This window comes from Rothia nasimurium, from assembly GCF_042660305.1.
GTDB classification, from domain to species: Bacteria; Actinomycetota; Actinomycetes; order Actinomycetales; family Micrococcaceae; genus Rothia; species Rothia nasimurium.
Genome location: NZ_JBHSTW010000018.1, coordinates 249291 through 274434 on the forward strand (window position 1 = coordinate 249291; position 25144 = coordinate 274434).

Genomic DNA, 25144 nt, shown 5'->3' on the forward strand with positions numbered 1-25144 from the left:
GCTAGTGCTATGACTACTTCATCACTTCCCGCAAACCCTTTTGCCCCCGATGCCCAGGCCGGTAAGATCGCCGTGGTGACCGGTGCCTCCTCCGGTATCGGCCGGGCTACCGCCGAACTCATGGCCGCTACCGGTTGGACGGTCTACGCCGTGGCTCGCCGAGCCGACCGCCTTGAAAGCCTGGCTCAGGCAACCGGGGTGCGCCCGGTCGTCCTCGATATTACGGACACCGGCGCGGTTGCCGCCCGCGCCAAGGAAATTTTGGGCGAAACCGGCGGCTGTCTCGATGCCCTGGTCAATATCTCCGGCGGTGCTATTGGGGCTGATTCTGTGGCGAACGCCGACCCCGCTGGCTGGTCGGCAATGTTCGAGCTCAACGTGATTGGCACCCTCAATATGGTCAAGGCCTTCCTGCCAGCCCTGCGAGAGAACGGCCAGGGTACCGTTTTGAATCTGACCTCAACCGCAGCTGAAGCTGGCTACGAAGGGGGAGCAGGTTACAACGCCGCCAAGTTCGGTGAACGAGCCCTGACCGAGACCCTGCGCCTAGAAGAAGCTGAGCACAACGTGCGCGTGATTGAGGTACGCCCCGGCATGGTGCACACTGAAGAGTTCTCTCGCAATCGCCTGGGCTCGGACGAGGCTGCCGCTAAGGTCTACGCTGGCGTGGACAAGCCCCTGCTGGCTGAGGACGTTGCTCAGACCGTCACCTTTGCCGTGAACGTCCCCCACCACATCAACCTGGACCACATCACCATGCGACCGGTTGCCCAGGCAGCCCAATACAAGGTGATCCGGCGGGCCGCAGCCTCATAGCCGGAGCGGGCAGGGGGCTGGGGTGAGCCCGCGTCATCTTCTTGACAGCAACTAGCCAGTATGCTTAGCATGAGAAGAGGGAGCCCACTACGGTAACCAACTATCAATCAAAGGAGATGATGACCGTGAAGCGCAACCCCCGCACCCGCCCCGCCCTCACCGACCGACCCGCCTGCTGGCGTCCTGCCCTCGGAATGCTGGCCCTGCTACCACTTCTGACTGCCTGCGCCGGTGGTGGTGGCGGTGAAACCCCATCGCAGGCACCGGCTCAGACCTCTTCCTCCGTTTCTGCCTCTGCGACCGCACCAGCAAGCACCCCTGCGCCCTCAAGCTCTTCAGCGATAGCTGCACATCAGGTTGTTGAGGACGCCTGCATAGACCGCTGCACCAACTACGAAACCATTGCTGTCACCCACCCCACCCTTGGGCCGGTAGAGATTCGCACCTATGGTTGGGATATGAATCCGGGGACAGCCCCTGCTCAGATGCAACTGGCCTACGCCGTTTATCGGGACGGCGAACCCATCGGCTTCTACGAGGGGCTGGGCAATACCTACGCCTTCATCTCTGCGCGCACCGTCATGGGCAATATGATCTGGAATCTTGCGCGGGACTCCAACGTTGACCGCTACGGCAACATCTATCTGGCAACGGATAGGTCCGTGGTCGTCCTAGCACCCACCGGCACCGGGTATAGCCAGGAGGGTACCCTGCCGTCCGCACCGGTAGAGAAACCCAGGTTCGAGATTCAGCCCTTCTTCGACGAGGCCGGCGAGCCCGCAGCTGGTCTGTACCTCGATGCGGACGGGGAAGCCTACCTTGTTCTGGGGAGGGACGACAGCGGAGAAGTGCGGCAGGTCAGCATTACCGGGCCGCTAGGGGAGGGCGGATCGACCGTTTACACCAGTTGTGCCAGCACTGAGCCCCGCTGCGGTTTCATTGTTGACCGCTAGGTTGTGATTGTGAGGCTGTTGGCTAAATTGTTCCCTTCGTTAGGGGGCGGGGCCCCTCTTGTGTCGAATTAAGACGCGCCCCAACCCCTTTTGTTGAAAATTAAGAGCGCGAGAGTAAAGTGAGAATAGTCAATATATGAACTAAATAAGGGGTTTGAGATGACCGCAGCAATCATTGGAACAGGGCACATTGGCTCTCAAGTCGCACGTCGTATAGCTGGTGCAGGCGAAAAAGTGCTGGTTGCGGCATCAAATATTGAATCAGCCCGGCAGTCAGCCCAGCAGCTAGGGTTAGGTATAGAAGCTGGCACCGTAGAGCAGGTGATAGAAAGCGCAGACACCGTTATCTTTGCAACCATGTTCCCGGTCACCCAGCAACTTTTGCAGGAGCACACACCCCAGTTGGTGGGCAGAGTCGTCGTTGACCCATCTAACAACTTTCGAGTTACTGACGACGGTCGGGCTATCTCAGCTAATCCCGAAGGGTCCTCAGCCGGTCAGCAAAACGCTGCTCTTCTTCCTCAGGGTGTTCATTTCGTCAAAGCGCTGGGAACAATGAGTGCGGCTAACCTGAGTGAAGCAACCACCGAAAGCGGTGAAAAGGTTGCTCAACTTTTCGCTACAGATGATCCGGTAGCTGAAGAACGCATCGTAAACCTGCTACGCCTTGGTGGTTGGGAACCCGTCAAAGCCGGTGGTCTAGAAGTAGCTTCAAAAATTGAGGTCGGAGGAGCCTGGCACGATCGTGGCGGCCTCGCTGGACGAATCCTAAGCAAAAAAGAAGCAGAAAAGCTTGTCAGCGAACCCGGGGTGCAGAAATAACGAAGAGTAAAAGCGGACGGGGGAAGCCACACCCCTGAAGCTATTCGTCCTGTACAGTGGGTGGGGTCAGCCCCACCCACTGTGCTGTACGAGCAGCAGACTGGAGCCCCATGATTCACCTGGTCGCCACCTCCCACGGAACCGATAACCCCCAGGGCCGCGAAGCCGTCAATCTCATCCGTGAGCAGCTCACCGCCCTGGTCGAGGCCCAGGCCCCTGGAACCTACACCGTGCACGAAGCCTACGTAGACGTACAAGAACCGGCCCTGCCGCAGGTGCTGCAGGCCCTGCCATCCGGAGCCACCGCCGTCCTTGTGCCCCTGCTGCTCTCACCGGGCTACCACACCGAACACGACATGAGGAAGGCCGCCACAGACGCCAGCCACCTGACCACCGCAGTCGCTAGAGCCCTAGGCGCCTCAGCAGCCCTGGCTAAGCTCCAGCGCCAGCGCCTCGAAGAAGCGGGCTGGGACGGGTACGACGACATTGCCCTGGCGGCAGCGGGCTCCTCCCGGGCTGACGGCCGCGAAGCCGTGCTCTACCAGGCAGAAGTTTTCAGCACCCTGCTCAGCCGCGAGGTGCCCTACGGCTTTATCGCCGATATTGAGCCCACCATCGAAGAGGCCTGGGAGGCCAACCAGGCTGAATATATTTCTACCTACTTGCTAGCCCGCGGCTACTTCCACAGCAAACTCATCAAGGCCTATCAGGGCACAGAAAAAGCGGCCGTCACCGAGCCGCTCGTGCTCCCCGGTGACGCCGCCTCTGCTGCGGTTGTCGCTTCGGTTGCCCTGGAGAGGGCCACCGAAGCCTTAGCCGCTCTTAGCGCTTAACCGCTACAGCCTCAAAGGTCTCAGCAGGTTCAACGTAGGCCTGCTGGGACTCAATCAGCTGCAGTTCACGCTGGCCCGAGGCCAGGGTGTTCTTCAGCAGTTCGTAGACGCTGGCAGTGGTGAGTTCCAGGGCCTCCTTCAGACTCTTACCCGACGCGAAGTGAGAGGCAAACAGGGCCTGGGTAACGTCACCTGAGCCGTTGGCCTTCATGGGCAGACGCGGGGTAGTGATCAGCCAGGCCTCATCGCCCGAAACAGCCAGCATCTGGATTGAATCCTCGGGGGTTTCGGGGGTGTTCACGCTGGTCACCAGCACGGTCTGGGGGCCAATCTTTTGGGCTGCAGCCACAGACTCGAGAACCTCATCCAGGGTCTTGGGGTCTGTGCCGGTCACAAAGCCCAGCTCAAACTGGTTGGGGGTGATGATGTCGGCGTGCTGAATGACGCGGTCACGAATCAGCTCCTGCACCTCGGGGGAGACAAAGCAGCCGCTGGTGGCATTGCCCAGCACCGGATCGCAGGAGTAGAGGACGTTCGGGTTGGCTGCGCGGGCCTTGGCAACGGCATCGAGGATGGCGTCGCCGATGGAAGAGCCACCCTGGTAGCCAGAAATGACCAGGGCGGTGTCGGTCAGGCCGCCGCGCTCTTCAATGCCGGTGACAATTTCGCGGACGTCGTCGCCCGAGATCAGCGGGCCGCGCCAGGCACCGTAGCCGGTGTGGTTTGAAAAGAGGACGGTGTTGACGGGCATGACCTCGTGGCCAAGGCGCTGCAGGGGGAAGACGGCGGCTGAATTACCTACATGGCCGTAGGCAACAGCAGACTGAATAGACAAAATACGCATAAACACCATTGTGGCACGCTCCAGGTGCCCCGCGGAATGCGCGTTTCATTAGATGACAGAGGGGCGTGAGCTGATAGCGCACCCTAGTGTGCGACCTATGTACCGCGCAAACTAGATTGCGTAAAAATTACCCCCGGTGAAGACCTGTGACGTGAAGATGTCTCCCCGTGACCTGACCCATGAAATAACTCGACCACCCTGCCCCCATAAGCCTAGACTTTCAAACAATTCACCCGAAGAACTGTTGTGAAAGGAGCGCCATGGCACCCTCACCCGTGAGCTTTAAAAACTTTGGTGTTGGCTCGCCGGCCGCACCGCTGCAAGACCCCGCGATCAGCCCGGAAGGCACTGCTGAACCGGCTCAGCTCTCTGCCGCTGAGCAAGAGGCTAATCGAGGACTTGTTGACCGGTATGCGGCTGAGCTCTACGATGCGAGCGCCGAAGAAATCCTGACCTGGGCCCATGAGCACGTGAGTGGCCGTCTGGTGGTTACCCTCTCGATGGAAAACACCGTGCTGGCGGAGCTGGCAAGCCGCTACCTCCCCGACTCGGAGTTCCTCTTCCTCGATACCGGCTACCACTTTCCTGAAACCCTGGACGTTGCCCAGCAGGTTGAGGACCGCTACCCGCAGACCCTGGTCAGGGCTGAGCCCCTGCTGACCGTGGGGCAGCAGGACGCCCGCTACGGCATCAACCTCTACGGCAGCGACCCCGCCGCCTGCTGCCGTATGCGCAAGGTCGAGCCGCTGGCAGCGTCCATGGCTCCCTACACCGGCTGGATTACGGGCCTGCGCCGGGCCGATTCACCGCTGCGCGCTACCACCCCGGCCCTTGACCTTGATGCCAATGGCCGTTTGAAAATATCGCCCCTGGTCACTTGGAGCCTAGAAGATACCGACCGGTACATCGAAGACAACCAGCTGATTGTTCACCCGCTGACCAAGGCAGGCTACCCCTCCATCGGCTGTGCCCCCTGTACCGCCAAAGTAGAAGCGGGTCAGGACCCCCGCAGCGGACGCTGGGCAGGATTCACCAAGACAGAATGCGGACTACACACATGAGCACCACTACATCAGCCACCCTCTCACCCCACCTCAAAGACCTAGAGAACGAGTCGATTCATATCCTGCGCGAAGTCGCCGGCCAGTTCGACAAGGTTGCCCTGCTGTTCTCAGGCGGCAAGGATTCCGTGGTTGTCTACGAGCTAGCCCGCCGCGCCTTTGCCCCTGCCCCGGTTCCTTTCGAGCTGCTTCACGTTGATACCGGCCACAACTTCCCCGAAGTCCTGGAATTCCGCGACCGCCTGGTTGAGCGTACCGGTGCCCGCTTGCGCGTAGCGAAGGTGCAGGACTGGATTGACCGAGGCGAACTCCAAGAACGCCCCGACGGCACCCGTAACCCGCTCCAGACCGTCCCCCTGGTCGAAACGATTGAAGAGCAGGGCTACGATGCCGTACTCGGCGGGGCCCGCCGTGATGAGGAGCGAGCCCGCGCGAAAGAGCGTATCTTCTCGGTTCGCGATTCCTTTGGCGGCTGGGACCCCCGCCGCCAGCGCCCCGAACTGTGGAACCTCTACAACGGCGGCCACCTACCCGGCGAAAACATTCGAGTCTTCCCCATTTCCAACTGGACAGAAGCCGACATCTGGGAATACATCGGCGCCCGCGACATCGAACTGCCTCCCATCTACTTCGCCCACGACCGTGAAGTCTTCAACCGCGACGGCATGTGGCTCACCGCGGGGGAGTGGGGCGGCCCCACCAAGGGCGAACCCATCGAAACCCACCGGGTACGCTACCGCACCGTCGGCGATATGAGCTGTACCGGCGCTGTGCTTTCAGAAGCGAGCACGGTGCACGACATCATCACCGAAATCTCTACTTCAACCCTGACCGAACGCGGCGCAACCCGAGCGGACGACCGTCTCAGCGAATCCGCCATGGAAGACCGCAAGAAGGAAGGTTACTTCTAAGATGACCCTGCTCACCCACCCTACCGACAGCGAGGCGGCAACCGGCTCACCGGCGTCCGCCCAGCTCGCAACCCGTCAAACCCTGCGCCTGTGCACTGCAGGCAGTGTGGATGACGGCAAATCAACCTTCGTGGGCCGCCTGCTCCACGACACCAAGAGCGTCCTTACCGACCAGCTCTCAGCCGTAGAACGCACCAGCCGCGAGCGCGGCCACGAGGGCCTTGACCTCTCCCTGCTGGTCGACGGCCTGCGTGCCGAACGCGAACAGGGCATCACCATCGATGTGGCCTACCGGTACTTCTCCACTGCCGAGCGCACCTTCATTCTGGCTGATACCCCGGGGCACGTGCAGTACACCCGCAATACCGTCACCGGTGTTTCAACCTCCCAGGTCGTCGTGCTGCTGGTGGACGCCCGCCACGGCGTAGTCACCCAGACCCGCCGCCACCTAACGGTCGCCTCCCTGCTCGGTATTCGCCAGGTGGTGCTGGCGGTCAACAAGATTGACCTGGTGGATTATTCTCAGGACGTCTTTGAGCAGATTCGCGAAGAGTTCACGGCTTTGGCGCAGGCTAAGGGCGTCGCCGAGGTAACCGTAATCCCTATTAGCGCCCTGAAGGGGGATAACGTGGTGGAACCCTCTGCCAACACCCCCTGGTACACCGGCCCGACCGTGCTGCGCTACCTCGAAACCGTCGACGTAGCTGAGCAGGAGTCAGACCTTGGCCTGCGCCTGCCCATCCAGTATGTAATTCGCCCCCAGGGTACCGACTACCGGGGCTACGCCGGGCGTATCACCGCCGGTCACCTGGCTGTGGGCGACACCGTGCACCTGGGGCAGGGGCGAACCAGCACCGTCACCCACATCGATACCGCAGATGGGGCAGCAACCACTGCCACCGTAGGAGACTCCATCGTGGTGCGCCTGGCAGACGATATCGACCTCTCCCGCGGTGACCTCATTGCCGGTGCCGACCGCCCCGAAGGTAGCAGGGAACTCACCGCCACCCTGGTAGGTCTAGCCGATACCCCGCTGCGTCCGGGTGCCAAGGTCAAGCTGCGCTACGGTACCTCCCTGGTGCGGGCCCGCCTCACCTCCATCGACTCCATCCTCGATATTGACACCAACCAAGAACACCCCGGCGAAGCAGTTGAACTCAACGACATCGCCACCGTCACCCTGCAACTGGCAGAAGACCTACCCGTCGAACCCTACACCGGGCGCGGACTGGTGGGCTCCCTGCTGCTGATCAACCAGGCAGACGGCAACACCCTAGCCGCGGGTCTCGTCCGCTAGCAGCCCTCACAGAACGAACACCACCATGAACAAACTACTACTCATCGCCCTGGGCGGTCTGCTCGCACAACTCGTTGACGGCAGCCTCGGCATGGGCTTCGGAGTCACCTCAACCACCCTGCTCCTCACCCTCGCCGTGATGAACCCGGCCAGCGCCTCAGCAGTTGTTCATGTGGCAGAACTCGGCACCACCCTCGCCTCGGGCGTCAGCCACTGGCGATTCAACAACATCGACTGGAAGGTCGTGCTGCGACTGGGCCTGCCGGGTGCGGTAGGGGCCTTTGCAGGAGCGACCCTGCTCTCCAACCTCTCCCTGGCTACCGCCAAGCCGGTCATGGCAACTATCTTGACCCTCATCGGCATCAACCTGGCACTCCGCTTCTCCACCGGCCGCCGCGCCGCCCGCGGCACCGGCGCTCCCGCCAACCCCCGCACCCTCGGCTTCCTCGGGCTCTTCGGCGGATTCGTGGACGCCGCCGGTGGGGGAGGCTGGGGCCCGGTCACCAGCTCCACCCTCATGACCATCGGCAAAACCGAACCCCGCCGCATCGTGGGCACGGTCAACACCGCCGAATTCCTGGTCACCCTGGCCGCCAGTCTGGGCTTTATCCTGGGAATGTGGCAGGACCTCACCGAGCACCTGCTCGCCGTCCTTGCCCTACTGGCCGGTGGCGTCCTCGCTGCTCCCGTCGCAGCCTGGCTGGTCACCCGCATCAACCCCACCGCCCTCGGCGGGTTCGTGGGCACCTGCCTGGTCGTCACCCACCTGCCCTACCTCACCGGCCTCGTACCGGCCCTGGCCCCCTACAGCCTGCCGCTCACCCTGGGAGCAGCCCTGACCGGGCTCGCCCTGAGCACCCGAGGAGTGCTGCGGAGCCGAAACCTCACCCTCAGCCGCCCCACCGGCTACAGTGAAACTATCGCATCTTCACATCACACTCTCGCCACCAGCACCACACGCACGAAAGACTAAACCTATGGCTAAGACCCTCACCGCCCGCCCCGACCAGGCAGCCGCACCGGCCCGCCGTAAACCCGTCTCTAAGAAGCCCAACGGCCAGTGGAAAATCGACGGCAAAACCCCGCTCAACGCCAACGAAGAATTCAAGCTGGCAGATGATGGCCTGCACGTGCGCGAACGCATTATCGATACCTATTCCAAGGAGGGGTTCGATTCCATCGACTCGGACGACCTACACGGCCGCTTCCGCTGGTGGGGTCTTTACACCCAGCGCAAGCAGGGCATCGACGGCGGCCGCACCGCAACCCTGAGCCCCGAAGAACTCGAAGACAAGTACTTCATGCTGCGCGTGCGTATCGACTCAGGCCAGCTCACCACCGAGCAGACCCGCGTAATCGGTGAAATCTCCCGAGACTTTGCCCGCGACACCGCCGATGTGACCGACCGCCAGAACGTGCAGCTGCACTGGGTCCAGGTAGAAGACGTACCCGAAATCTGGCGCCGACTGGCAGAGGTGGGGCTCGACACCACCGAGGCCTGCGGCGACGTAGGCCGCGTCATTCTGGGCTCACCCCTGGCAGGAATTGCAGCTGACGAACTCATCGACCCCACCCCGGTGATTCGAGAGATTAAAGAAAAGTACATCGGCGACCCGGCCTTCTCTAACCTTCCGCGTAAGTTCAAGACCTGCTTCACCGGCCACCCCAGCCAGGACGTCGTGCACGAAATCAACGACGTCGCCTTCGTTGGTGTTAGCCACCCGGAACTGGGCGTCGGCTATGACCTGTGGGTCGGCGGCGGTCTCTCCACCAACCCCAAGCTTGCAGAGCGCCTGGGGGTCTTCGTCACCCAGGACCAGGCCGTGGAGGTCTGGAAGGGCGTCATCTCCATCTTCCGCGACTACGGCTACCGCCGCCTGCGCAACAAGGCCCGCCTCAAGTTCCTGGTCGCTGACTGGGGCGTAGAGAAATTCCGGCAGGTACTGGAAGAAGAATACCTGGGCTATGCCCTGCCCGACGGCCCCGCCCCCGAGACCCCCGCTGTCACCGGCGACCACGTGGGAGTACACGCGCAGAAGGACGGCAAGTTCTACATCGGCCTGACCCCCACCGTGGGGCGCATCAGCGGCAGCCAGCTCATTGACCTAGCCAACCTGGTCGAGAAGTACGGCTCTTCGCGTCTACGCACTACCCCCTACCAGAAGCTGGTCGTGCTTGACATCGAAGAAGATGATGTTGAACCCTTCATCACCGAAGCCGAGAAGCTGGGCTTTTACGCGCGTCCGTCCGTCTTCCGCCGCTCCACCATCGCCTGCACCGGCATCGAGTATTGCAAGCTTGCCATCGTGGCGACCAAGTCCACTGCCGCCCGCGTCATCGATAACCTCGAAGAGCGCATGGCCGATGTGGCTGACCAGCTGCCTGCCCGCCTGACCCTGCACATCAACGGCTGCCCCAACTCCTGCGCCCGTATTCAGACCGCAGATATCGGGCTGAAGGGGCAGATTATCACCACCGATGACGGCCGCCAGGTACCCGGCTTCCAGGTTCACCTCGGCGGTGGGCTGGCTGACTACCAGAATGACGCCGCTGGCACCCTAGGCCGCACCGTGCGCGGTCTCAAGGTAGAGGCTGACCTGCTGGAAGACTACCTTGAACGCCTAATCCGCACCTACCTCGCGGAGCGAACGGACGCCTCCCAGACCTTTGCGCGCTGGGCACTGGAGGCAGACGAGCAGCAGCTAGTATAGGGCTGGCTTTTCGACGCGTCCGCCGGTTTTCCACTGTTGAGGCATGGAAAACCGGCGGACGCGTCGAAGCTATAGGTATACCCCGGCGGACGCAAAAGCCCGCTTCAGTTTCTCAGCCAACAACTGCGGCCGGTAGATAACCTCGTGCCAGTTGGTCCGCACCACGTTGTAGCCTCTACCGCGGAGCCAGGCTTCACGCTCATTCTGCTGACCAAAAACCTGTTCACGGTTTGAACCCGCGTATTTGATGTTTCCGTCAAACTCTAAAATGATCATGCACTCAGGCCACATAAAATCAGGCCGGTAGCGCCGTCCGCCGCCCTCAACCCACACCTGCTGCTGGCAGGGCGGAAAGCCAAACTCGTCTAAGAAATAGACCACCAGACTTTCACCAGCAGATTCGGAAAGCGGATTGACCAAATCAGCCAGCTTCTGTAGGCGATTACTGCCGCGGCCCGTAGCCTGGCGTAAACTAGCCAAGAGATCGGGGTAAAGAACCCCAGCCCGTAAGGAACTATCGGCCAGTACGAGAGCATGGCGTACATCGAGAACCCGGCAACAATCCACCACTGTCTGTAGGACAGACGTTACGGGAATACCCGCTATTTCTTGGGGCTTACTCGTAAGCCCGTGCACGGTGACACCCGGTGAAGAATGAGCCCTAGAGTTCGGCGCTGCAACGTGAATACGGTCAGGAACAGCCAGTTGAGCAAAACCATAGAGAGCCGCAGCGCTCTGGTGCGAGAAAACTGTTCGAGCACCCATACTTTTTGAATGGGCAACCAGCCGGGCCACATAGCGTTCACTCGGTAGGAGTGAAGACCAGCTTTGAGAGGGCACGTAGACCCCGCGGCGTATTCTGACGATCTCGCCGCGGGACACTTTTTGACGCACAGCATGACGGGTAAAACCGCGCAGCTCCAAATCTTGGGCTGTCTGAACTAGGGGGTGAATATCGTGCAGGCTTTTCATGCATCTAGACTGCACCGCTGAGGCCCTTTATCGCAGGCTCAGGGGTGAATCTGTGGATAACTGTGCCCTTTAGCGGGGGATAGGCCTAACGTTTCAGGCGCCACGAGGACATAAACGTGTCATAGATGTCAGTTGGTGTGGGGTCTGCACAACTTGTCCGGACCGCACCGGGGTGCGTCCGTCCGGATTTCTAGCACCCTACTAAACCTTCGACGCGTCCGCCGGTTTTCCACGGTTGAGGCATGGAAAACCGGCGGACGCGTCGAAATGAAGAGGAAGGCACAACGAGAGCGCGGAAACGGGCTCGGAATCGGGACTAGGACGTCAGCCCCAGGGTGAAAAGTCGCCGTGGCAGCTGCTGCCTAGTGGGTCTCAAAAGCCCTTGCCATGACCTCTTCGCGGTGGGGGCCGGCCACCGCACACACCTCGCCCAGGGTAATCACAGCAGGCGGCTTCACATCGGCCAGCGTTTCGAGGCAGTCACCTAGGGTTGCGTACACTTCGCGCTGGTTGGGGCGGAAGCCGTCCTGCACTGCAATTAGGGGCAAGGACGCCGGCACCCCGCGCTCGCGCAGACCGGCAACGGTATGGGGGAGGGACTTGACGCCCATGAGGAGGGAGACCGTACCGCCATCTTTGAGCAGGCCCGCTAGCTGGTCCAGCTCCGAGCCGCCTAGAGGCGCGTGCCCAGACACCACGGTAAACATGTGGGACACACCGCGCAGGGTAATCGGCACACCGGCCAGAGCGGGCAGCGCGATCGACGAGGTCACCCCCGAATACACCGTAACCGGTATGCCGGACTGCTCACAGACGTAGAGTTCCTCAGCACCGCGCCCGAAGACATAGGGGTCACCGCCCTTGAGGCGAGCCACGGTTCGACCGGCTAGGGCATGCTCTACCATGAGCCGGTCAATCTCCCGCTGCGGCACCCGGTGCTGGCCGGGAATCTTGCCCACATCGATGATGTCAGCCTTAGGTGCCCAGCGGGGCAGGTCTTGGTGGGGAGCAAGATGGTCAAGCAGGACGACGTCCGCCCGGCTCAGTGCCTCAAGGGCATGGCGGGTCATGAGGCCGGGATCGCCGGGGCCAGCCCCAATCAAAAAGACCCTGCCGACCTGCTGGGGGGTCGGTTCGCTATCTACAAGAAGAACCGTGTGCAGCCCCCTGTTGCCCAGGGCGGCCTTGATCGCCTGCCGCCAGCTCCCAATCTCATCGGGCTGCTCGGCACAGATGACCACCACAGACGGGGCGATATCTTCTAGAACAGAGGGGAGTAGGTCAGCAGAGGAGACACTCATGACCTCAGCCGCCGCCTTATACTTGGGCGCAACCTGCCCCACCCGCTCTGATGCTCCGCAGAGCAGCACCGCGGCACTGGTGACATCAAGATCAGCGAACACGCCGTATCCTCTCCCTAGAAAACTCTTTACCCTTCATCCTCACACGGGTCGGGCAGCTTCACCCACTTGCGTGACCTCGCATGAACCGGAGCGTTTAAGCTTCGTCACACGAGGTCACACGGCGGCAGCTAGCCGGCATGCACCGGCAAACTGGCCCCGGCAATCAGAACCTTCTCGCCGGCGTCCTCACTCTCAAGATCACCATCGGCTTCGGCTGCAGCGATTTCCGCTTCGGTGGCCGGGCGGATCTGGTCACGCTCCAGCACATACATGCGGTCACCCGCCGAATTGGCCTCAGGCTCATTCACAAAAGCCCTAAAGCGGCGCAGGCGTTTCTCGTCGCGCAGGGTTGCAGCCCACTCGTCCTCATAATGGTCAATGTGGTACTGCATATCGGCATCGAGCTGTTCACAGATGCCCAGCTTGTCGTCGATAATCACCTCGCGTAGGTGCTCGATAGCGTCGCCAAACTTTTCATCGAGGTCCTCAGCCCAGCGGGCGGTGCGCTGGAGCTTATCCGCGGTGCGGATGTAGTACATGAGGTAACGGTCAATATAACGGTAGGCGGTTTGCTGGTCGAGATCCTGCGCAAACAGGCGGCCGTGGGCGGGGTTAGCGCCGCCGTTGCCGGCAAAGTAGAGGTTCCAGCCGTTCGTGGTGGCAATAAGACCCACGTCTTTGCCCTGGGCTTCTGCGCACTCACGGTTACAGCCAGACACTGCCACCTTGAACTTGTGGGGAGAACGCAAACCCTTGTAGCGGTTTTCCGTATCAATTGCCATAGCCACCGAATCGCGCATACCGAACCTGCACCAGGCAGAACCAATGCAGGACTTCACGTTACGCAAGGACTTACCGTAGGCCTGGCCCGACTCAAAGCCCGCATCGACCAGCCGCTGCCAAATCTCAGGCAGCTGCTCTAGACGGGCACCGTACATGCCGATACGCTGGGCGCCGTTAATCTTGGTGTAAAGCCCATAGTCAGCTGCCACCTGGGCAATAACGGCCAGCTTCTGCGGGGTAATTTCGCCACCGGGGATACGGGGAATCACACCGTAGGTGCCGTCCTTCTGCATGTTAGCCAGGTTGCGGTCGTTGGTGTCCTGCAGGGCGCCGCGGCCGCCGTCCAGGGCGTAGGACTTGCGGGTCGATGCAAGGATGGACGCCACGGTTGGCTTACAGATGGCGCAGCCGTCGGTACCCCGCCCAAAGCGCTTGAGTACGGAGTAGAAATCATCGAGGTCACCCACAGCGTAGACAGCCTGGAAGAGCTCGGCACGCGAGAGGTCAAAGTGCTCGCACAGGGCCTTTGAGACCGTCAGCCCCAGTTTCTTCATGGTCTGTTCTAGGGTCTTTTGGATCATGGGTACGCAGGAGCCGCACTGGGTTCCGGCGGTTGTCTCAGCCTTGACCGCACCTACATCGTGCGCACCGCCCTTTACCGCTTCCCGCACTGCACCGAAGCAGATATTGTTGCAGGAGCACAGCACCGCGTCGTCGGGCAGTTCTGTATCGGGCACACCATCCCCGCTTCCTGCAGCGGTGAGAAAGGCGGACGGCTCCGCGGGCAGCTCCCTGCCCAGCAGCGGCTTCAGCGAATCGTAGGGGGCGGTATCACCCACGAAGACGCCACCGAGCAGGGTCTTCGCATCGGCGGTTGTCACAATCTTCTGATACAGGCCGCGAGCCGGGTCAGCAAACATAATCTCTAGACAGTTATCGGTCACCCCGCGACGGTCACCAAAACCGGCTACTTCCAGACCCGAAAACTTGAGTTTGGTGGCGATATCGAAGCTCTCTACCTCTTCATGACCACCGGTGAGATTGGTTGCCACAGCTTCAGCCATCTGATTCGCCGGAGCCACCAGGCCCCAGGTGCGGCCCAGCACGCAGGCTACTTCACCGATAGCCCAAATATGGGGGTCTTCCGACTGGCAGCTGGGGGAGACCACAAGGCCGCCGCGCTCGCCCACCTGCAAACCGGCGTCCCGGGCTAACTGGTCATTGGGGCGGATGCCGGCAGCCATCATGACAAGGTCAGCGTCGAGCTGGTGCACATCGGCTTCATCACCCATACCGTTTGCCACCGAAACCGAGATAACCTCACCGGCGGAATCCTTGTTAATGGTTGAGATAAAAGCACCGGTTTCAACCGCGATTCCCGCCTCGCGGATTGCGGCGTTGACCGCGAAACCGCCGCCCTGGTCTACCTCAATCGATAGCAGCCAGGGAGCCACATCGAGAATGGTGGGGTCAGCTCCAACATCTCGCAGGCCCTCTGCGGCCTCAAGCCCCAGTAGGCCGCCACCGACCACAATAGCGCGGGGGCGGCGTCCTAGCTTTTCCGTAAGACGGGCAACCTCCGCAACCACCGTTTGCACATCATCGATGGTGCGGAAAACGTGAGCGCTGTCGGAGCCAGGAATGGGAATCTTGACCGCCGATGAACCGGTAGCAAGAATCAGTTCATCGTAGGGGTAGGTCTGGCCGTCGGTTGCGCTGACCGTGCGGTTCTTGCGGTCGATGGCGGTTGCGCTCACACCATTGACGAGGGTGACGTGGGGGTTATTCCAGAGTTCGGGGTCGCCGAGGGTGAGGTCGCGGGCGGTATCGTGAAAAATCTTCTCTAGCGCTACACGGTCATAGGGCAGGTGTTTCTCGGCGTTGAGCACGGTAAGGTGGGAGGCACCGGAGTCCTTGTCGAGGAAGGCCTTGGCAAATCTCCAGGCTGCGGGCCCACCTCCAATCACCAGAACGGAACGTTGGCTGGAGGTAGCGGGGGTGTGGGACATGGGAGCCTCCCTGGTGTGGGTTCAAGCCGGTTTAATGCGTATTTATAATGCTAATATTAGCTTAAAGACAGGGTAAACAAGGTAAACCCACGCAAACGCACGACGTACAGTAAGAAAATGGAGGGCACCGTGACAGTACAGTGGCACCGAATCTGCACCAAGAACGACCTGGAGCCTAACTGGGGTGAAGCGGCCCTGATTGACGGGCAACAGTATGCGGTCTTTCGTGCCGCAGACGATTCTATTTTCGTCACCAGCCACAGGGACCCTACCTCCGGGGCCCTGGTGATTGCCCGCGGCATCCTGGGAGAGAAGGGCGGCGAGCCCACCGTGACATCCCCTCTCTATAAAGAGGTCTATTCCCTCATCAGCGGCGACTGCCTCTCTGGAGCTGACTATCGCCTACCTGTGTACCCCGTAGAAGTGCGCGACGGTGACATCTGGGCGGAGCTCCCCGCGTGAATCAGCGGCTGCCGGTAGCCCTTGATTTGCGCGGACGCCGGGTCCTCCTTGTCGGGGCGGGGCAGGTCGCTGCCCGGAAGGTGGGCGCCCTCATTGAGGCTGGGGCTCAGGTTGAGGTGGTGGCTCCTTCTCTCGACTCCCACCTGGAGAACCTGCTGGCTGAGGGGAGTCTTGTTGCTCACCAGCGTCCTTTTGCTCCCGATGATGTGACCGGCGCCTGGCTGGTCTATGCTTTGACCGACTCACCCGAGCTCAATGAGCAGGTCTTGGCTCTTTGTGAAGAGCGGGCGATTTGGTGCCTGCTGGGCGGGGCGCCGCAGGAGTCTCCGGTCTGGTCGCTGGCCCACCGCAGGCGGGGCGATGAACTGGTGGCTGTTTCTGGCGGGGGTAACCCGCGGCGAGCGCTTGCTCTGCTGGATCGCGTCGTTGCGGCTTTAGGTTGGAAATAATCAAATAAATATAGTGACACGCAGCACACAACTTGGTAGGCTGACTGCAATGTATATACAACCACTCAGGTGTGGAGGTCACTATGTCTATGCAGTCGTGGAGCCAGGAGTCCACCGCCGCCATCGATACCGTAAGCAGGCCGGGTGCGGGTAAAGACGCCTTTAAACTCATCGCCTGCTCCGCTATCGGCATTTTTATGTTCTTTATCCCAATCACCTACCAGGGTAAAACCAGTATCCCTCTGGACCACCTGGTTACCATCGTCCGGACCTTACTCGGCCCGGTAGTGCCCTGGTTGCTTCTTGGGCTCATTGCTTTCGGCACCGTCCGCCCATTCCTCCAGGGGACGTGGAGGGCGAGCACCACCAAAACCATCTTCGCTTTTCTCAACATCGTGGGTCTGATCGCCGCCGTCCTCATGGTGACCAGCCCGCCCAGCTGGCTAGACCAGCCCGGTGTTGGACCCTTCCTCTGGGGGACTCTAGTAGGGTCGGTGGGCCTCATTGTACCTATAGGCGCAATCTTCCTGGGGTTCCTCATTGGGTTTGGCCTCATGGAATTTATCGGCGTATTCGTTCGCCCCGTCATGAAGCCGGTCTGGAAAACACCCGGACGTTCAGCGGTTGACGCTGTGGCTAGCTTCGTTGGCTCCTACTCACTGGGGCTACTGTTGACCAACCGTGTCTATAAATCTGGAGGGTACACCGCTAAAGAGGCCGCTATCATCGCCGTGGGTTTCTCAACCGTATCTGTCACCTTCATGGTAGTTGTTGCGAACGCCCTCAACCTGATGGACTACTGGCTTCTTTACTTCTTTACCAGCCTGGTTGTTACCTATCTGGTGACTGCTGTGCTGGTCCGTATTCCGCCGCTCTCTCGAATTCCTGACGAGTACTACCCAGGTGTCACGCCCCAGCCTGAAAAATCGGTAGGACGCGATAAGTTTAAGGTGGCGTGGGCTCAGGCACGAGCTACTCTGCAGGCCTCACCCGGTGTATTTGCAACCATGTGGATTAATTTCAAAGACGGCCTTGTGATGGCTTCCTCTATTCTTCCGTCCATCATGTCGGTGGGCCTCATTGGCATTTTGTTGGGCCGTCACACCCCGGTCTTTGACTGGGTGGGCTGGTTGCTCTACCCCTTTACCTGGGTAGCTGGCATGGCTGATCCTGCAGGCGCTGGTAAAGCAATCGCACTGGGATATGTAGAGATGTTCCTTCCTGCCTCTGCAATCGGGCCTGAAGCTGACCTTTCCACCCGCTTTATCATTGCGGTTGTCTGTGTCTCGGCGGTTATCTTTCTTTCAGCTATGGTTCCATCAATTTTGGCAACGGAGATTCCTGTGAGCTTCTGGCAGCTGACGGTGATTTGGTTTGAACGGGTGGTGCTGTCAATTGTGCTCACCGCACCGGTTGCCCATCTGCTTCTGTAACGCTTAGCTCACCTATACATACAATCGCCCGCCCCACCTGCGCTAGGTGGGGCGGGCGTCCTTACGTTTAGCGCAGATGCAGGGTCATATCGTGCCAGATAGCGCCGCCGTGGGTTGATTCTGAAACCCCGTCAAGCTCAAAGCCGAGCTTCTCATAGAAGCCAATCAGCTCCTTCTTGCAGGTAAGAATCACCCCTGTACGCCCCTGCTCTCGGGCTTGGCCGATGAGCTTTTCTATCAGAGCGGACGCGTACCCCCGGCCCCGGTAGGCCGGGCGGGTGTTGATACCAAACACCGTCTGGTAAGCCCCGTGCCGAGTATGGGCCTGGGGGCTCTCGTAAAGGTCGTCAAAGATAACGGGGGAGTCGGTCACCAGCCCGTCGATAAAAGCAACAACTTCGCCGTCAGCTTCAAGTACCCAGAAATGCTCCCCAAAAACCTCAAACCTGGCCCGCAGGTCGCTCTCACTCGCTGCTTCAGCCGCCGGGAAACACTCGGCCTCAATAGCGGCCAGGATGGGCAGGTCTTCCTGCCGTGCCTGGCGAATCTCTACACGGGCGTCCTGCTGGCTGGCGGCTGCCGCGTCAAGCTCCGCTAGAGGCTGCCCGCCCACACCCCAGTCGGTGCGCGGCACCTCGTTCAGGACCACCCACACCGAGCTTTCCTTAGCACCCATCACCCGGGCATAGGTTCGGGTGAGTTCGGCAATCAGCTCGGCCTTCTTCTCATCAGACTGAACAGAGGCATACGAGACATTAATGAGGGGCATGGTGTTCTCCTGGGTAGTGCTTGAACCCAAGTCTAGCGGCGTATCAAGGGCGTGTTCATCTTGAGCGTCCACCAGACTCGCGGAGTGCTTAGGTCTTAAATGGGCGGCGCAAGACTCTTGTGGACACTTAGCTCAGCTGCGTCATACTGCGTCACGGCTGCACCGTTTTAAACGCGCTCACCGTGCACTGGTGCGCAAAGCGCTATCCACAGGAGGTGCCTTTCTAGCGAAATTTGCTAGGCTCAGCGCACAATCTGACCATGAAATCTCCAGAAGAAATAGCAATGGCCGTACAGGCCACACAGCAGCTATCCGCACGAGGCATAAACAAGGATGCCCTCGCTCGCGCGGTCGCTCGCGGCGAGTACCAGCGGCTTGGCTATGGAAGCTATATGGAAAGTGGTTTCCACTCTCAGCTTTACCCTAGTCAGCAGTATCTGGCCCGTGTCATCGGGTATGGCAGAAGCAGGCTCAAAACCTCGGTGCTATCCCACCATTCAGCGGCAGCGGTACACGGTATGTGGCTACTCCATATACCTACTGCTATCCATACAGTGGGTCAGGCACACGGTACCCCTTCACCGCGGGTTGTGCGGCATAGAAACAACCGGTACGAAACCGAGAAAAGTTTGGGTGTGGATGTAACCGCACCGCTCGATACGGTTCTTCACTGTATGAGGGTGATGAAATTCGAAGAGGCACTTGTGCTTGCGGATAGTTCTTTGCGGAAGATTGAGCACCAAAAACTGGCCCAGGCCTTACGGGGGCTGTCTGGTCGTGGCTCTGTGCAGGCTCGCATAATTGCAGATATCGTAAGCCCTCTCAGTGAGTCGCCGGGGGAGAGTTTGCTGCGGCTTTTCTTGATGAGGTGTGGTTTGCCTCGGCCTGTTGAGCAGCACGTGATTGGGGTATATGGGCAGCAGTTCAGGGTAGATTTTGCCTGGCCAGATCTCAAGATCATCGTTGAGTTCGATGGGCAGATTAAATACACCCAGTTTGGTGAGCGTGAGGACGTTTTTGGGCGGCAGAACGAACGTGAGGCTCTCTTGCGGGGGCAGGGGTGGGATGTGGTTCGAGTAACGTGGGACGAGCTCACCCGGCGTCCGCACGAGCTCAAAACCAAGATGGAGCGAGCTTTCAGCCGTGCCCGCCGTCTCTAGGGTCCACCAGACTCTCGGAGCGTCCACCGGGGGAATAAGCACTTTGAGAGTCTGGTGGACGCTCGCGGAGTAGGAGAAGAAGAGGTGCGCGGACGCCGCCCGCCTGCGGGTGCGACCTGAAGGTGAGCATAGGGGCGGGGGTAAGAATTGTAATTTAGGTTCCCCTGCTCACCCTGCCAGCTGGCGGTAATCCGCTATCTTGGGGCGGGGCGTCCGCACCTGTACTACATCTTGTGCTCACACGCCTGTAATTCACACCCCGCCCCGGCGGGCGCCTGCCAGAAAAGCTAAAAACCCGTTAGACAGCCACCGCCCCTGCCCCTAAAATAGGTAACAGTTGTAATGACCCGGCTATCACCGGCGAGCAATCCGGAAGAACAGGCTGTACCTGCACACCCCCGTAATTCGTTGCGACGAGGGGAGTGCGCGGAATAGATATAGCCCCAGTAGACCCGGACGGGTAAGCCCGAAACAGCTGTCATGAAGCGACTGATAACCGGTTCGACCCTGCGCTGGGCGCAACCTACCTCATCTCACGAGACGGTAGGTTGCTCCGGCGCAGACCCATACCCGCCCGCACTTTTCGGTGCGGCTCGGGGTGGGGTCGGGCCGGTTGACGTAAGCAAGGTGGTACCGCGCAGGTTCCTTACCCGTCGAGCGGACGGGGGAGGGCAGGCGTCCTTGCACCCCAAGTACTAGGCAGACAAGAACCTAAGGGCGCAACCATGACCAATAAGCCTGTTTACCCCAAGGCAAGTGCAAGCGGAGCCAGTTTTGTGGCCGCTTCCCCCTCTTTCCCCGCACTCGAAGAAGCAGTGCTGGACTACTGGAAGAATGACGGAACCTTCCAGGCATCCATTGATAACCGCGACGCCGGCGAGAACGGTGCCAACGAGTTCGTCTTCAACGACGGCCCTCCCTTTGCTAACGGCCTGCCCCACTACGGCCACCTGCTGACCGGCTACGTCAAGGACCTGGTCGCCCGCTACCAGACCCAGCGTGGCCACAAGGTCGAGCGCCGTTTCGGCTGGGACACCCACGGCCTGCCCGCTGAGCTTGAAGCCATGAAGCAGCTGGGCATGACCGATAAGCAGCAGATCATCGAGATGGGTATCGACAACTTCAACGACGCTGCCCGCGCCTCAGTGCTCAAGTACACCAAGGAATGGGAAGAGTACGTTACCCGCCAGGCCCGCTGGGTGGACTTCGAGAACGACTACAAGACCCTGAACGTGGAGTATATGGAGTCCGTCATCTGGGCCTTCAAGCAGCTGCACGATAAGGGCCTGACCTACGAGGGTTTCCGCGTGCTGCCCTACTGCTGGAAGGACGAAACCCCGCTGTCCAACCACGAGCTGCGCATGGACGATGACGTCTACAAGGAGCGTCAGGACCCGTCCGTCACCGTGGCTTTCCGCATCACCGACGACGCCACCCTGGCCAAGCACCCCGAAGTTGCCGCCGAACTGGCCGGTGTTGAGGCCCTGGCCTGGACCACCACCCCCTGGACCCTGCCCACCAACCAGGCTCTGGCCGCTGGCCCCGAGATCAGCTACGTTGTCGTGCCCGGCGCCGGTGAGCTAGAAGGACGCCGCTTCCTGCTGGCTGCCGACCTGCTGGGCGAGTACGCCAAAGACCTGGGCTACGGGGACGCCGAAAAGCCCGCGGACGCCGCCCGCGAGGCCGTCCTTGCCACCTACACCGGCACCCAGCTCGAAGGTGTGCGCTACGCACCCCTGTGGGACTACTTCACCGACGCAGAAAAGTTCGGCACCGAGAAGGCCTGGCAGATTCTGGTTGCCGACTACGTGACCACCACTGACGGTACCGGTCTGGTCCACCAGGCACCCGCCTACGGTGAGGACGACCAGAAGGTCTGTGAGGGTTACGGTATCCCCGTGATTCTGTCTATCGACGAGGGCGCCAAGTTCCTGGACCTCTTCGCCGACTCTTCCCTGGCCGCCGGTGCCCCCCTGGCTGAGATTGCCGGCGTCCAGATTTTCGAGGCTAACCGCACTATCATCAACACCCTCAAGGCTGACGGTGTGCTGATTCGCGAGAAGTCCTACGTTCACTCCTACCCCCACTGCTGGCGCTGCCGCACCCCCCTGGTCTACCGCGCCATCACCTCCTGGTACGTGCGCGTGACCGACTTCAAGGGCCGTATGAGCGAGCTGAACGAGGACATCAACTGGATCCCCGAGAACGTCAAGCACGGCCAGTTCGGCAAGTGGGTTGAGAATGCCCGCGACTGGTCCATCTCGCGTAACCGCTTCTGGGGCTCCCCGATTCCGGTCTGGGTCTCTGACGACCCCAACTACCCCCGCACCGACGTCTACGGCTCCCTGGCTGAGCTGGAAGCCGACTTCGGCCGCCTGCCCCTGAACAAGGACGGCGAGGTCGACCTGCACCGCCCCTACATCGACGAGCTGACCCGACCCAACCCGGATGACCCCACCGGCAAGTCCACCATGCGCCGCGTGGAGGACGTGCTGGACGTCTGGTTCGACTCCGGTTCTATGCCCTTCGCCCAGTTCCACTACCCCTTCGAAAACAAGGAGTGGTTCGAGGCCCACTACCCGGCAGACTTCATCGTTGAGTACATTGGCCAGACCCGCGGCTGGTTCTACACCATGCACATTCTGGCCACCGCCCTCTTCGACCGCACCGCCTTTGAGAACGTCATTGCCCACGGCATCGTGCTGGGCTCGGACGGCCAGAAGATGTCTAAGTCCCTGCGCAACTACCCGGACGTCTCCGAGGTTCTGGATCGCGACGGTTCGGACGCCATGCGCTGGTTCCTGATGTCATCCCCGATTCTGCGCGGCGGCAACCTGATTGTGACTGAGCAGGGCATCCGCGAGGGCGTCCGCCAGGTCATGCTGCCCCTGTGGAACGTCTACCACTTCTTCGCCCTCTACACCAACGCTGCCAACGGCGGTGCAGGCTACGAGGCCAAGCTGGTCACCGAGGCCGAGCACGTGATGGACCGCTTTATCCTGGGTAAGACCCGTCAGCTGGTTGCCGAGGTCACCGAGGCCATGGACGCCTACGATGTATCTGCCGCCTGCGAGGCCCTGCGCACCTACACCGACGCCCTGACCAACTGGTATGTGCGCCGCTCCCGCGAGCGCTTCTTCAACGAAGACACCGCGGCTTTCGACGTGCTCTACACCGCTCTGGTGACCTTCGTGAAGATGGCTGCGCCCCTGCTGCCGCTGACCACCGAGGAAATCTACCGCGGTCTGACCGGGGAGCGTTCGGTTCACCTGACCGACCTGCCCTCACCTGCGGATTTCAAGGACGAGGCTGAGCTGCTGGCCCTGATGGAGACCACCCGCGCTGTCGCTTCTGCCGGTTCTGCCCTGCGTAAGGCCCACAAGCTGCGCGTGCGCCAGCCCCTGGCAGCCCTGACCGTGGCGGTTGCCGGTGGCAAGGACCTGGCTGGTACCTTTGAGTCAATCATCGCTGATGAGCTCAACATCAAGGCGGTTGAGCTTCTGGACGCTGCCGAGGTGGCTCCTGCTGACTTCGGCATCTCCCAGCAGCTCAAGGTCAATGCCCGCGCCGCAGGCCCCCGCCTGGGCAAGCAGGTGCAGGTTGCCATTAAGGCTTCTAAGAGCGGGGACTGGAAGGTCACCGAGGACGGCACCGTTGTGGTGGGTGCCGACAACATGGCTCTGGAGCCGGGCGAGTACGAGCTTGAAACCGTGGTCGCAGAAACCGACGGCGCTGCAGAGCGCGCCGTCTCGGTTCTGCCCGGCGGCGGCTTCCTGGTACTCGACACCACCCTCACCGACGAGCTGCGCGCCGAGGGTACTGCCCGCGACGCCGTCCGCGCCATCCAGTCCGAGCGTAAGGACGCCGGCCTGAACGTCTCAGACCGCATCGAGCTGACCATCACCGCCCCCGCCGCTGACCTCGAAGCTATCAAGAAGCACGAGGAACTGGTGGCCGGTGAGACCCTGGCTGTGGCCGTGACCTACCTCGAGGGCGCTGAATTCTCAGCGACCGTGAAGAAGGCATAAATGACCAAGGACAACATGGAGCTTGACCCCGTGTTTGCCGAGATTGCTGCCGAGGGCGCTCGCGCTGACGATGCCCTCGGCGTAGCCTCGGTCTACGCCGATCTGCTGGCTCGTGCCCCCGAGCACAAGATGGCCCCCCGCCTCGACGCGATGACCCGCGCCGTGGAAATTCTGGGCGAACCTAACAAGGCAGCCCCGGTCATCCACATCACCGGCACCAACGGCAAAACCTCAACCGCCCGCATGATTGAGCGCCTGCTCATGGCGCACGACATCCGTGTGGGCCGCTACACCAGCCCCCATATTTCCAAGGTCACCGAGCGGATCTCGATTGACGGGGCGCCCGTGGCAGATTCCACCTTTGTGCGTATCTGGGGCGAGATTCAGCCCTACCTGCAAATCGTGGACGCTGAACTTGAGGCAGCCGGTGCCCCCCGCATCACCTACTTTGAAGCCCTCACCATCCTGGCTTTTGCGATTTTCGCCGACGAGCCGGTGGACGTGATGGTACTTGAGGTGGGTATTGGGGGCTCCTGGGACGCCACCAACGTCGCCGACGCTACCGTATCGGTGGTTACCCCCATTGGCCTGGACCACACCGACATGCTGGGGGAGACCCTCGCCGAAATTGCCGGTGAGAAGGCAGGGATTATTAAGGACGGCGGCTTCCTCATCTCCGCTGCCCAGGACCCGTCCGCCGCCCAGGTCCTGCTCGAAGCCGCTCGCGCCCACAACGCCGACTACCGCTTTGAAGGCGTAGAGTTCGGCGCTGTCGACCGCACCGCCGGTGTGGGCGGGCAGCTGCTCACCATCCAGGGGCTAGCTGGCCGCTACGAAGACATAGCCCTGCCCCTCTTCGGTGCCCACCAGGCCCAGAACGCCGCCGTGGCCCTGGCCGCGGTTGAGGCCTTCTTGGGCGGGGGAGAGAAGGAACTGAGCCTCGACCTCATCAAGCTGGCCTTTGGCGAGGTGCGCTCGCCGGGCCGCCTAGAGGTAGCCCGCACCGAGCCGCCCGTGGTGCTTGATGCCGCCCACAACCCCCATGGGGTCACTGCTTCGGCAGCGGCCTTTAAGGAGTCCTTCAGCTTTGAAGAACTGCACCTGGTGGTGGGTATCCTGGGTGAAAAGGACGCCGCGACCATGCTGAACCTGCTCTTTGACGAGTACGTTGATCGGGCAGAGTGGCGCACGGTACTGCACCTGACCAAGTCAGACTCTCCGCGTGCCATTGCCCCGGAAGAGCTAGCTGAATTGGCCCTCGACGCTGGTTTTGATGAAGACACCATCGAGACCTACGAGAACATCCCCGATGCTCTGTCCGCAGCGGTGACGGCAGCAGCCGATGTGCCCAACCTGAACTCCGCGGTACTGGTCACCGGCTCTATTACCGTGGTGGGCGAAGCTAGCACCCTGCTCGGACTGTAAAGG

General features: G+C 61.0%; 20 protein-coding genes. 15 read left to right on the plus strand and 5 right to left on the minus strand.

Annotated features, from left to right (window positions below; genetic code table 11):
- The first annotated feature begins 9 nt into the window (after positions 1 to 9).
- The 4 genes from ACFP6B_RS08075 to ACFP6B_RS08090 all read left to right on the plus strand — a co-directional run bounded on the left by ACFP6B_RS08075 (position 10) and on the right by ACFP6B_RS08090 (position 3424).
- Positions 10 to 816 (plus strand): SDR family oxidoreductase, encoded by an 807-nt coding sequence (locus ACFP6B_RS08075; RefSeq protein WP_377129068.1) that lies wholly within the window; start codon positions 10 to 12, stop codon positions 814 to 816.
- Positions 817 to 941: 125 nt separating this feature from the next.
- Complete coding sequence (locus tag ACFP6B_RS08080; protein WP_377129070.1) at positions 942 to 1769, plus strand: hypothetical protein; 828 nt, start codon at positions 942 to 944, stop codon at positions 1767 to 1769.
- Between the two features lie 159 nt (positions 1770 to 1928).
- The gene (locus tag ACFP6B_RS08085) at positions 1929 to 2591 is read left to right on the plus strand and encodes an NADPH-dependent F420 reductase (RefSeq protein ID WP_377129072.1); all 663 of its coding nucleotides are present in this window, start codon (positions 1929 to 1931) and stop codon (positions 2589 to 2591) included.
- Positions 2592 to 2701: 110 nt separating this feature from the next.
- Positions 2702 to 3424 carry a sirohydrochlorin chelatase gene (locus ACFP6B_RS08090; protein ID WP_377129074.1) on the plus strand — a complete coding sequence of 241 codons (723 nt, stop codon included), beginning with the start codon at positions 2702 to 2704 and terminating at the stop codon, positions 3422 to 3424.
- Here ACFP6B_RS08090 and pdxY read toward each other — a convergent pair.
- Positions 3414 to 4268: a pyridoxal kinase PdxY gene (pdxY, locus tag ACFP6B_RS08095; protein ID WP_377129076.1), complete on the minus strand. Its 855-nt coding sequence runs from the start codon at positions 4266 to 4268 to the stop codon at positions 3414 to 3416. The genes ACFP6B_RS08090 and pdxY overlap by 11 nt on opposite strands.
- 260 nt (positions 4269 to 4528) lie before the next feature.
- On the opposite strand from pdxY, the gene ACFP6B_RS08100 reads away from it, so the two are divergent.
- The 5 genes from ACFP6B_RS08100 to ACFP6B_RS08120 are packed head-to-tail and all read left to right on the plus strand — an operon-like array spanning position 4529 to position 10248.
- Positions 4529 to 5329, plus strand: coding sequence for a phosphoadenylyl-sulfate reductase (locus tag ACFP6B_RS08100; protein WP_377129078.1), 801 nt, complete (start codon positions 4529 to 4531; stop codon positions 5327 to 5329).
- Entirely contained in the window at positions 5311 to 6240 is a 930-nt protein-coding gene (gene cysD / locus ACFP6B_RS08105) for a sulfate adenylyltransferase subunit CysD (RefSeq protein WP_377129079.1), read from the plus strand. Before ACFP6B_RS08100 ends, cysD begins: the two co-directional genes overlap by 19 nt.
- A 1-nt stretch (position 6241) precedes the next feature.
- On the plus strand, positions 6242 to 7537 hold the full coding sequence (locus ACFP6B_RS08110; RefSeq protein WP_377129081.1) for a sulfate adenylyltransferase subunit 1: 1296 nt from the start codon (positions 6242 to 6244) through the stop codon (positions 7535 to 7537).
- A 25-nt stretch (positions 7538 to 7562) separates the two neighbouring features.
- Entirely contained in the window at positions 7563 to 8510 is a 948-nt protein-coding gene (locus tag ACFP6B_RS08115) for a sulfite exporter TauE/SafE family protein (protein ID WP_377129083.1), read from the plus strand.
- 4 nt (positions 8511 to 8514) lie between these two features.
- The gene (locus tag ACFP6B_RS08120; RefSeq protein ID WP_377129085.1) at positions 8515 to 10248 is read left to right on the plus strand and encodes a nitrite/sulfite reductase; all 1734 of its coding nucleotides are present in this window, start codon (positions 8515 to 8517) and stop codon (positions 10246 to 10248) included.
- A 69-nt stretch (positions 10249 to 10317) separates the two neighbouring features.
- Here ACFP6B_RS08120 and ACFP6B_RS08125 read toward each other — a convergent pair whose 3' ends face one another.
- The 3 genes from ACFP6B_RS08125 to nirB all read right to left on the minus strand — a co-directional run bounded on the left by ACFP6B_RS08125 (position 10318) and on the right by nirB (position 15415).
- Positions 10318 to 11013: a hypothetical protein gene (locus tag ACFP6B_RS08125; protein ID WP_377129087.1), complete on the minus strand. Its 696-nt coding sequence runs from the start codon at positions 11011 to 11013 to the stop codon at positions 10318 to 10320.
- A 569-nt stretch (positions 11014 to 11582) separates the two neighbouring features.
- Positions 11583 to 12623, minus strand: a complete 1041-nt coding sequence (gene cobA / locus ACFP6B_RS08130; protein ID WP_377129089.1) for a uroporphyrinogen-III C-methyltransferase — start codon at positions 12621 to 12623, stop codon at positions 11583 to 11585.
- 128 nt (positions 12624 to 12751) lie between these two features.
- Entirely contained in the window at positions 12752 to 15415 is a 2664-nt protein-coding gene (gene nirB, locus ACFP6B_RS08135) for a nitrite reductase large subunit NirB (RefSeq protein WP_377129091.1), read from the minus strand.
- 129 nt (positions 15416 to 15544) lie between these two features.
- Between nirB and nirD the strand changes: the two genes are divergently transcribed.
- The 3 genes from nirD (at position 15545) to ACFP6B_RS08150 (ending at position 17759) form a co-directional block, all read left to right on the plus strand.
- Positions 15545 to 15877: a nitrite reductase small subunit NirD gene (nirD, locus tag ACFP6B_RS08140; protein WP_377129093.1), complete on the plus strand. Its 333-nt coding sequence runs from the start codon at positions 15545 to 15547 to the stop codon at positions 15875 to 15877.
- A complete protein-coding gene (locus tag ACFP6B_RS08145; protein ID WP_377129095.1) occupies positions 15874 to 16326 on the plus strand; it encodes a precorrin-2 dehydrogenase/sirohydrochlorin ferrochelatase family protein in 453 nt (150 codons plus the stop codon). Before nirD ends, ACFP6B_RS08145 begins: the two co-directional genes overlap by 4 nt.
- Positions 16327 to 16409: 83 nt before the next feature.
- A complete protein-coding gene (locus ACFP6B_RS08150) occupies positions 16410 to 17759 on the plus strand; it encodes a YjiH family protein (protein ID WP_377129097.1) in 1350 nt (449 codons plus the stop codon).
- 67 nt (positions 17760 to 17826) lie between these two features.
- Here the strand turns inward: ACFP6B_RS08150 and ACFP6B_RS08155 are convergent, their stop codons facing one another.
- Positions 17827 to 18528, minus strand: a complete 702-nt coding sequence (locus ACFP6B_RS08155; RefSeq protein WP_377129099.1) for a GNAT family N-acetyltransferase — start codon at positions 18526 to 18528, stop codon at positions 17827 to 17829.
- A gap of 875 nt (positions 18529 to 19403) precedes the next feature.
- Between ACFP6B_RS08155 and ACFP6B_RS08160 the strand changes: the two genes are divergently transcribed.
- The 3 genes from ACFP6B_RS08160 (at position 19404) to ACFP6B_RS08170 (ending at position 25141) form a co-directional block, all read left to right on the plus strand.
- Positions 19404 to 19688, plus strand: a complete 285-nt coding sequence (locus ACFP6B_RS08160; protein ID WP_377129101.1) for a DUF559 domain-containing protein — start codon at positions 19404 to 19406, stop codon at positions 19686 to 19688.
- 725 nt (positions 19689 to 20413) lie between these two features.
- Positions 20414 to 23716, plus strand: a complete 3303-nt coding sequence (ileS, locus tag ACFP6B_RS08165; protein WP_377129103.1) for an isoleucine--tRNA ligase — start codon at positions 20414 to 20416, stop codon at positions 23714 to 23716.
- Positions 23717 to 25141 carry a bifunctional folylpolyglutamate synthase/dihydrofolate synthase gene (locus ACFP6B_RS08170; RefSeq protein ID WP_377129105.1) on the plus strand — a complete coding sequence of 475 codons (1425 nt, stop codon included), beginning with the start codon at positions 23717 to 23719 and terminating at the stop codon, positions 25139 to 25141.
- The last annotated feature ends 3 nt before the right edge of the window (positions 25142 to 25144 follow it).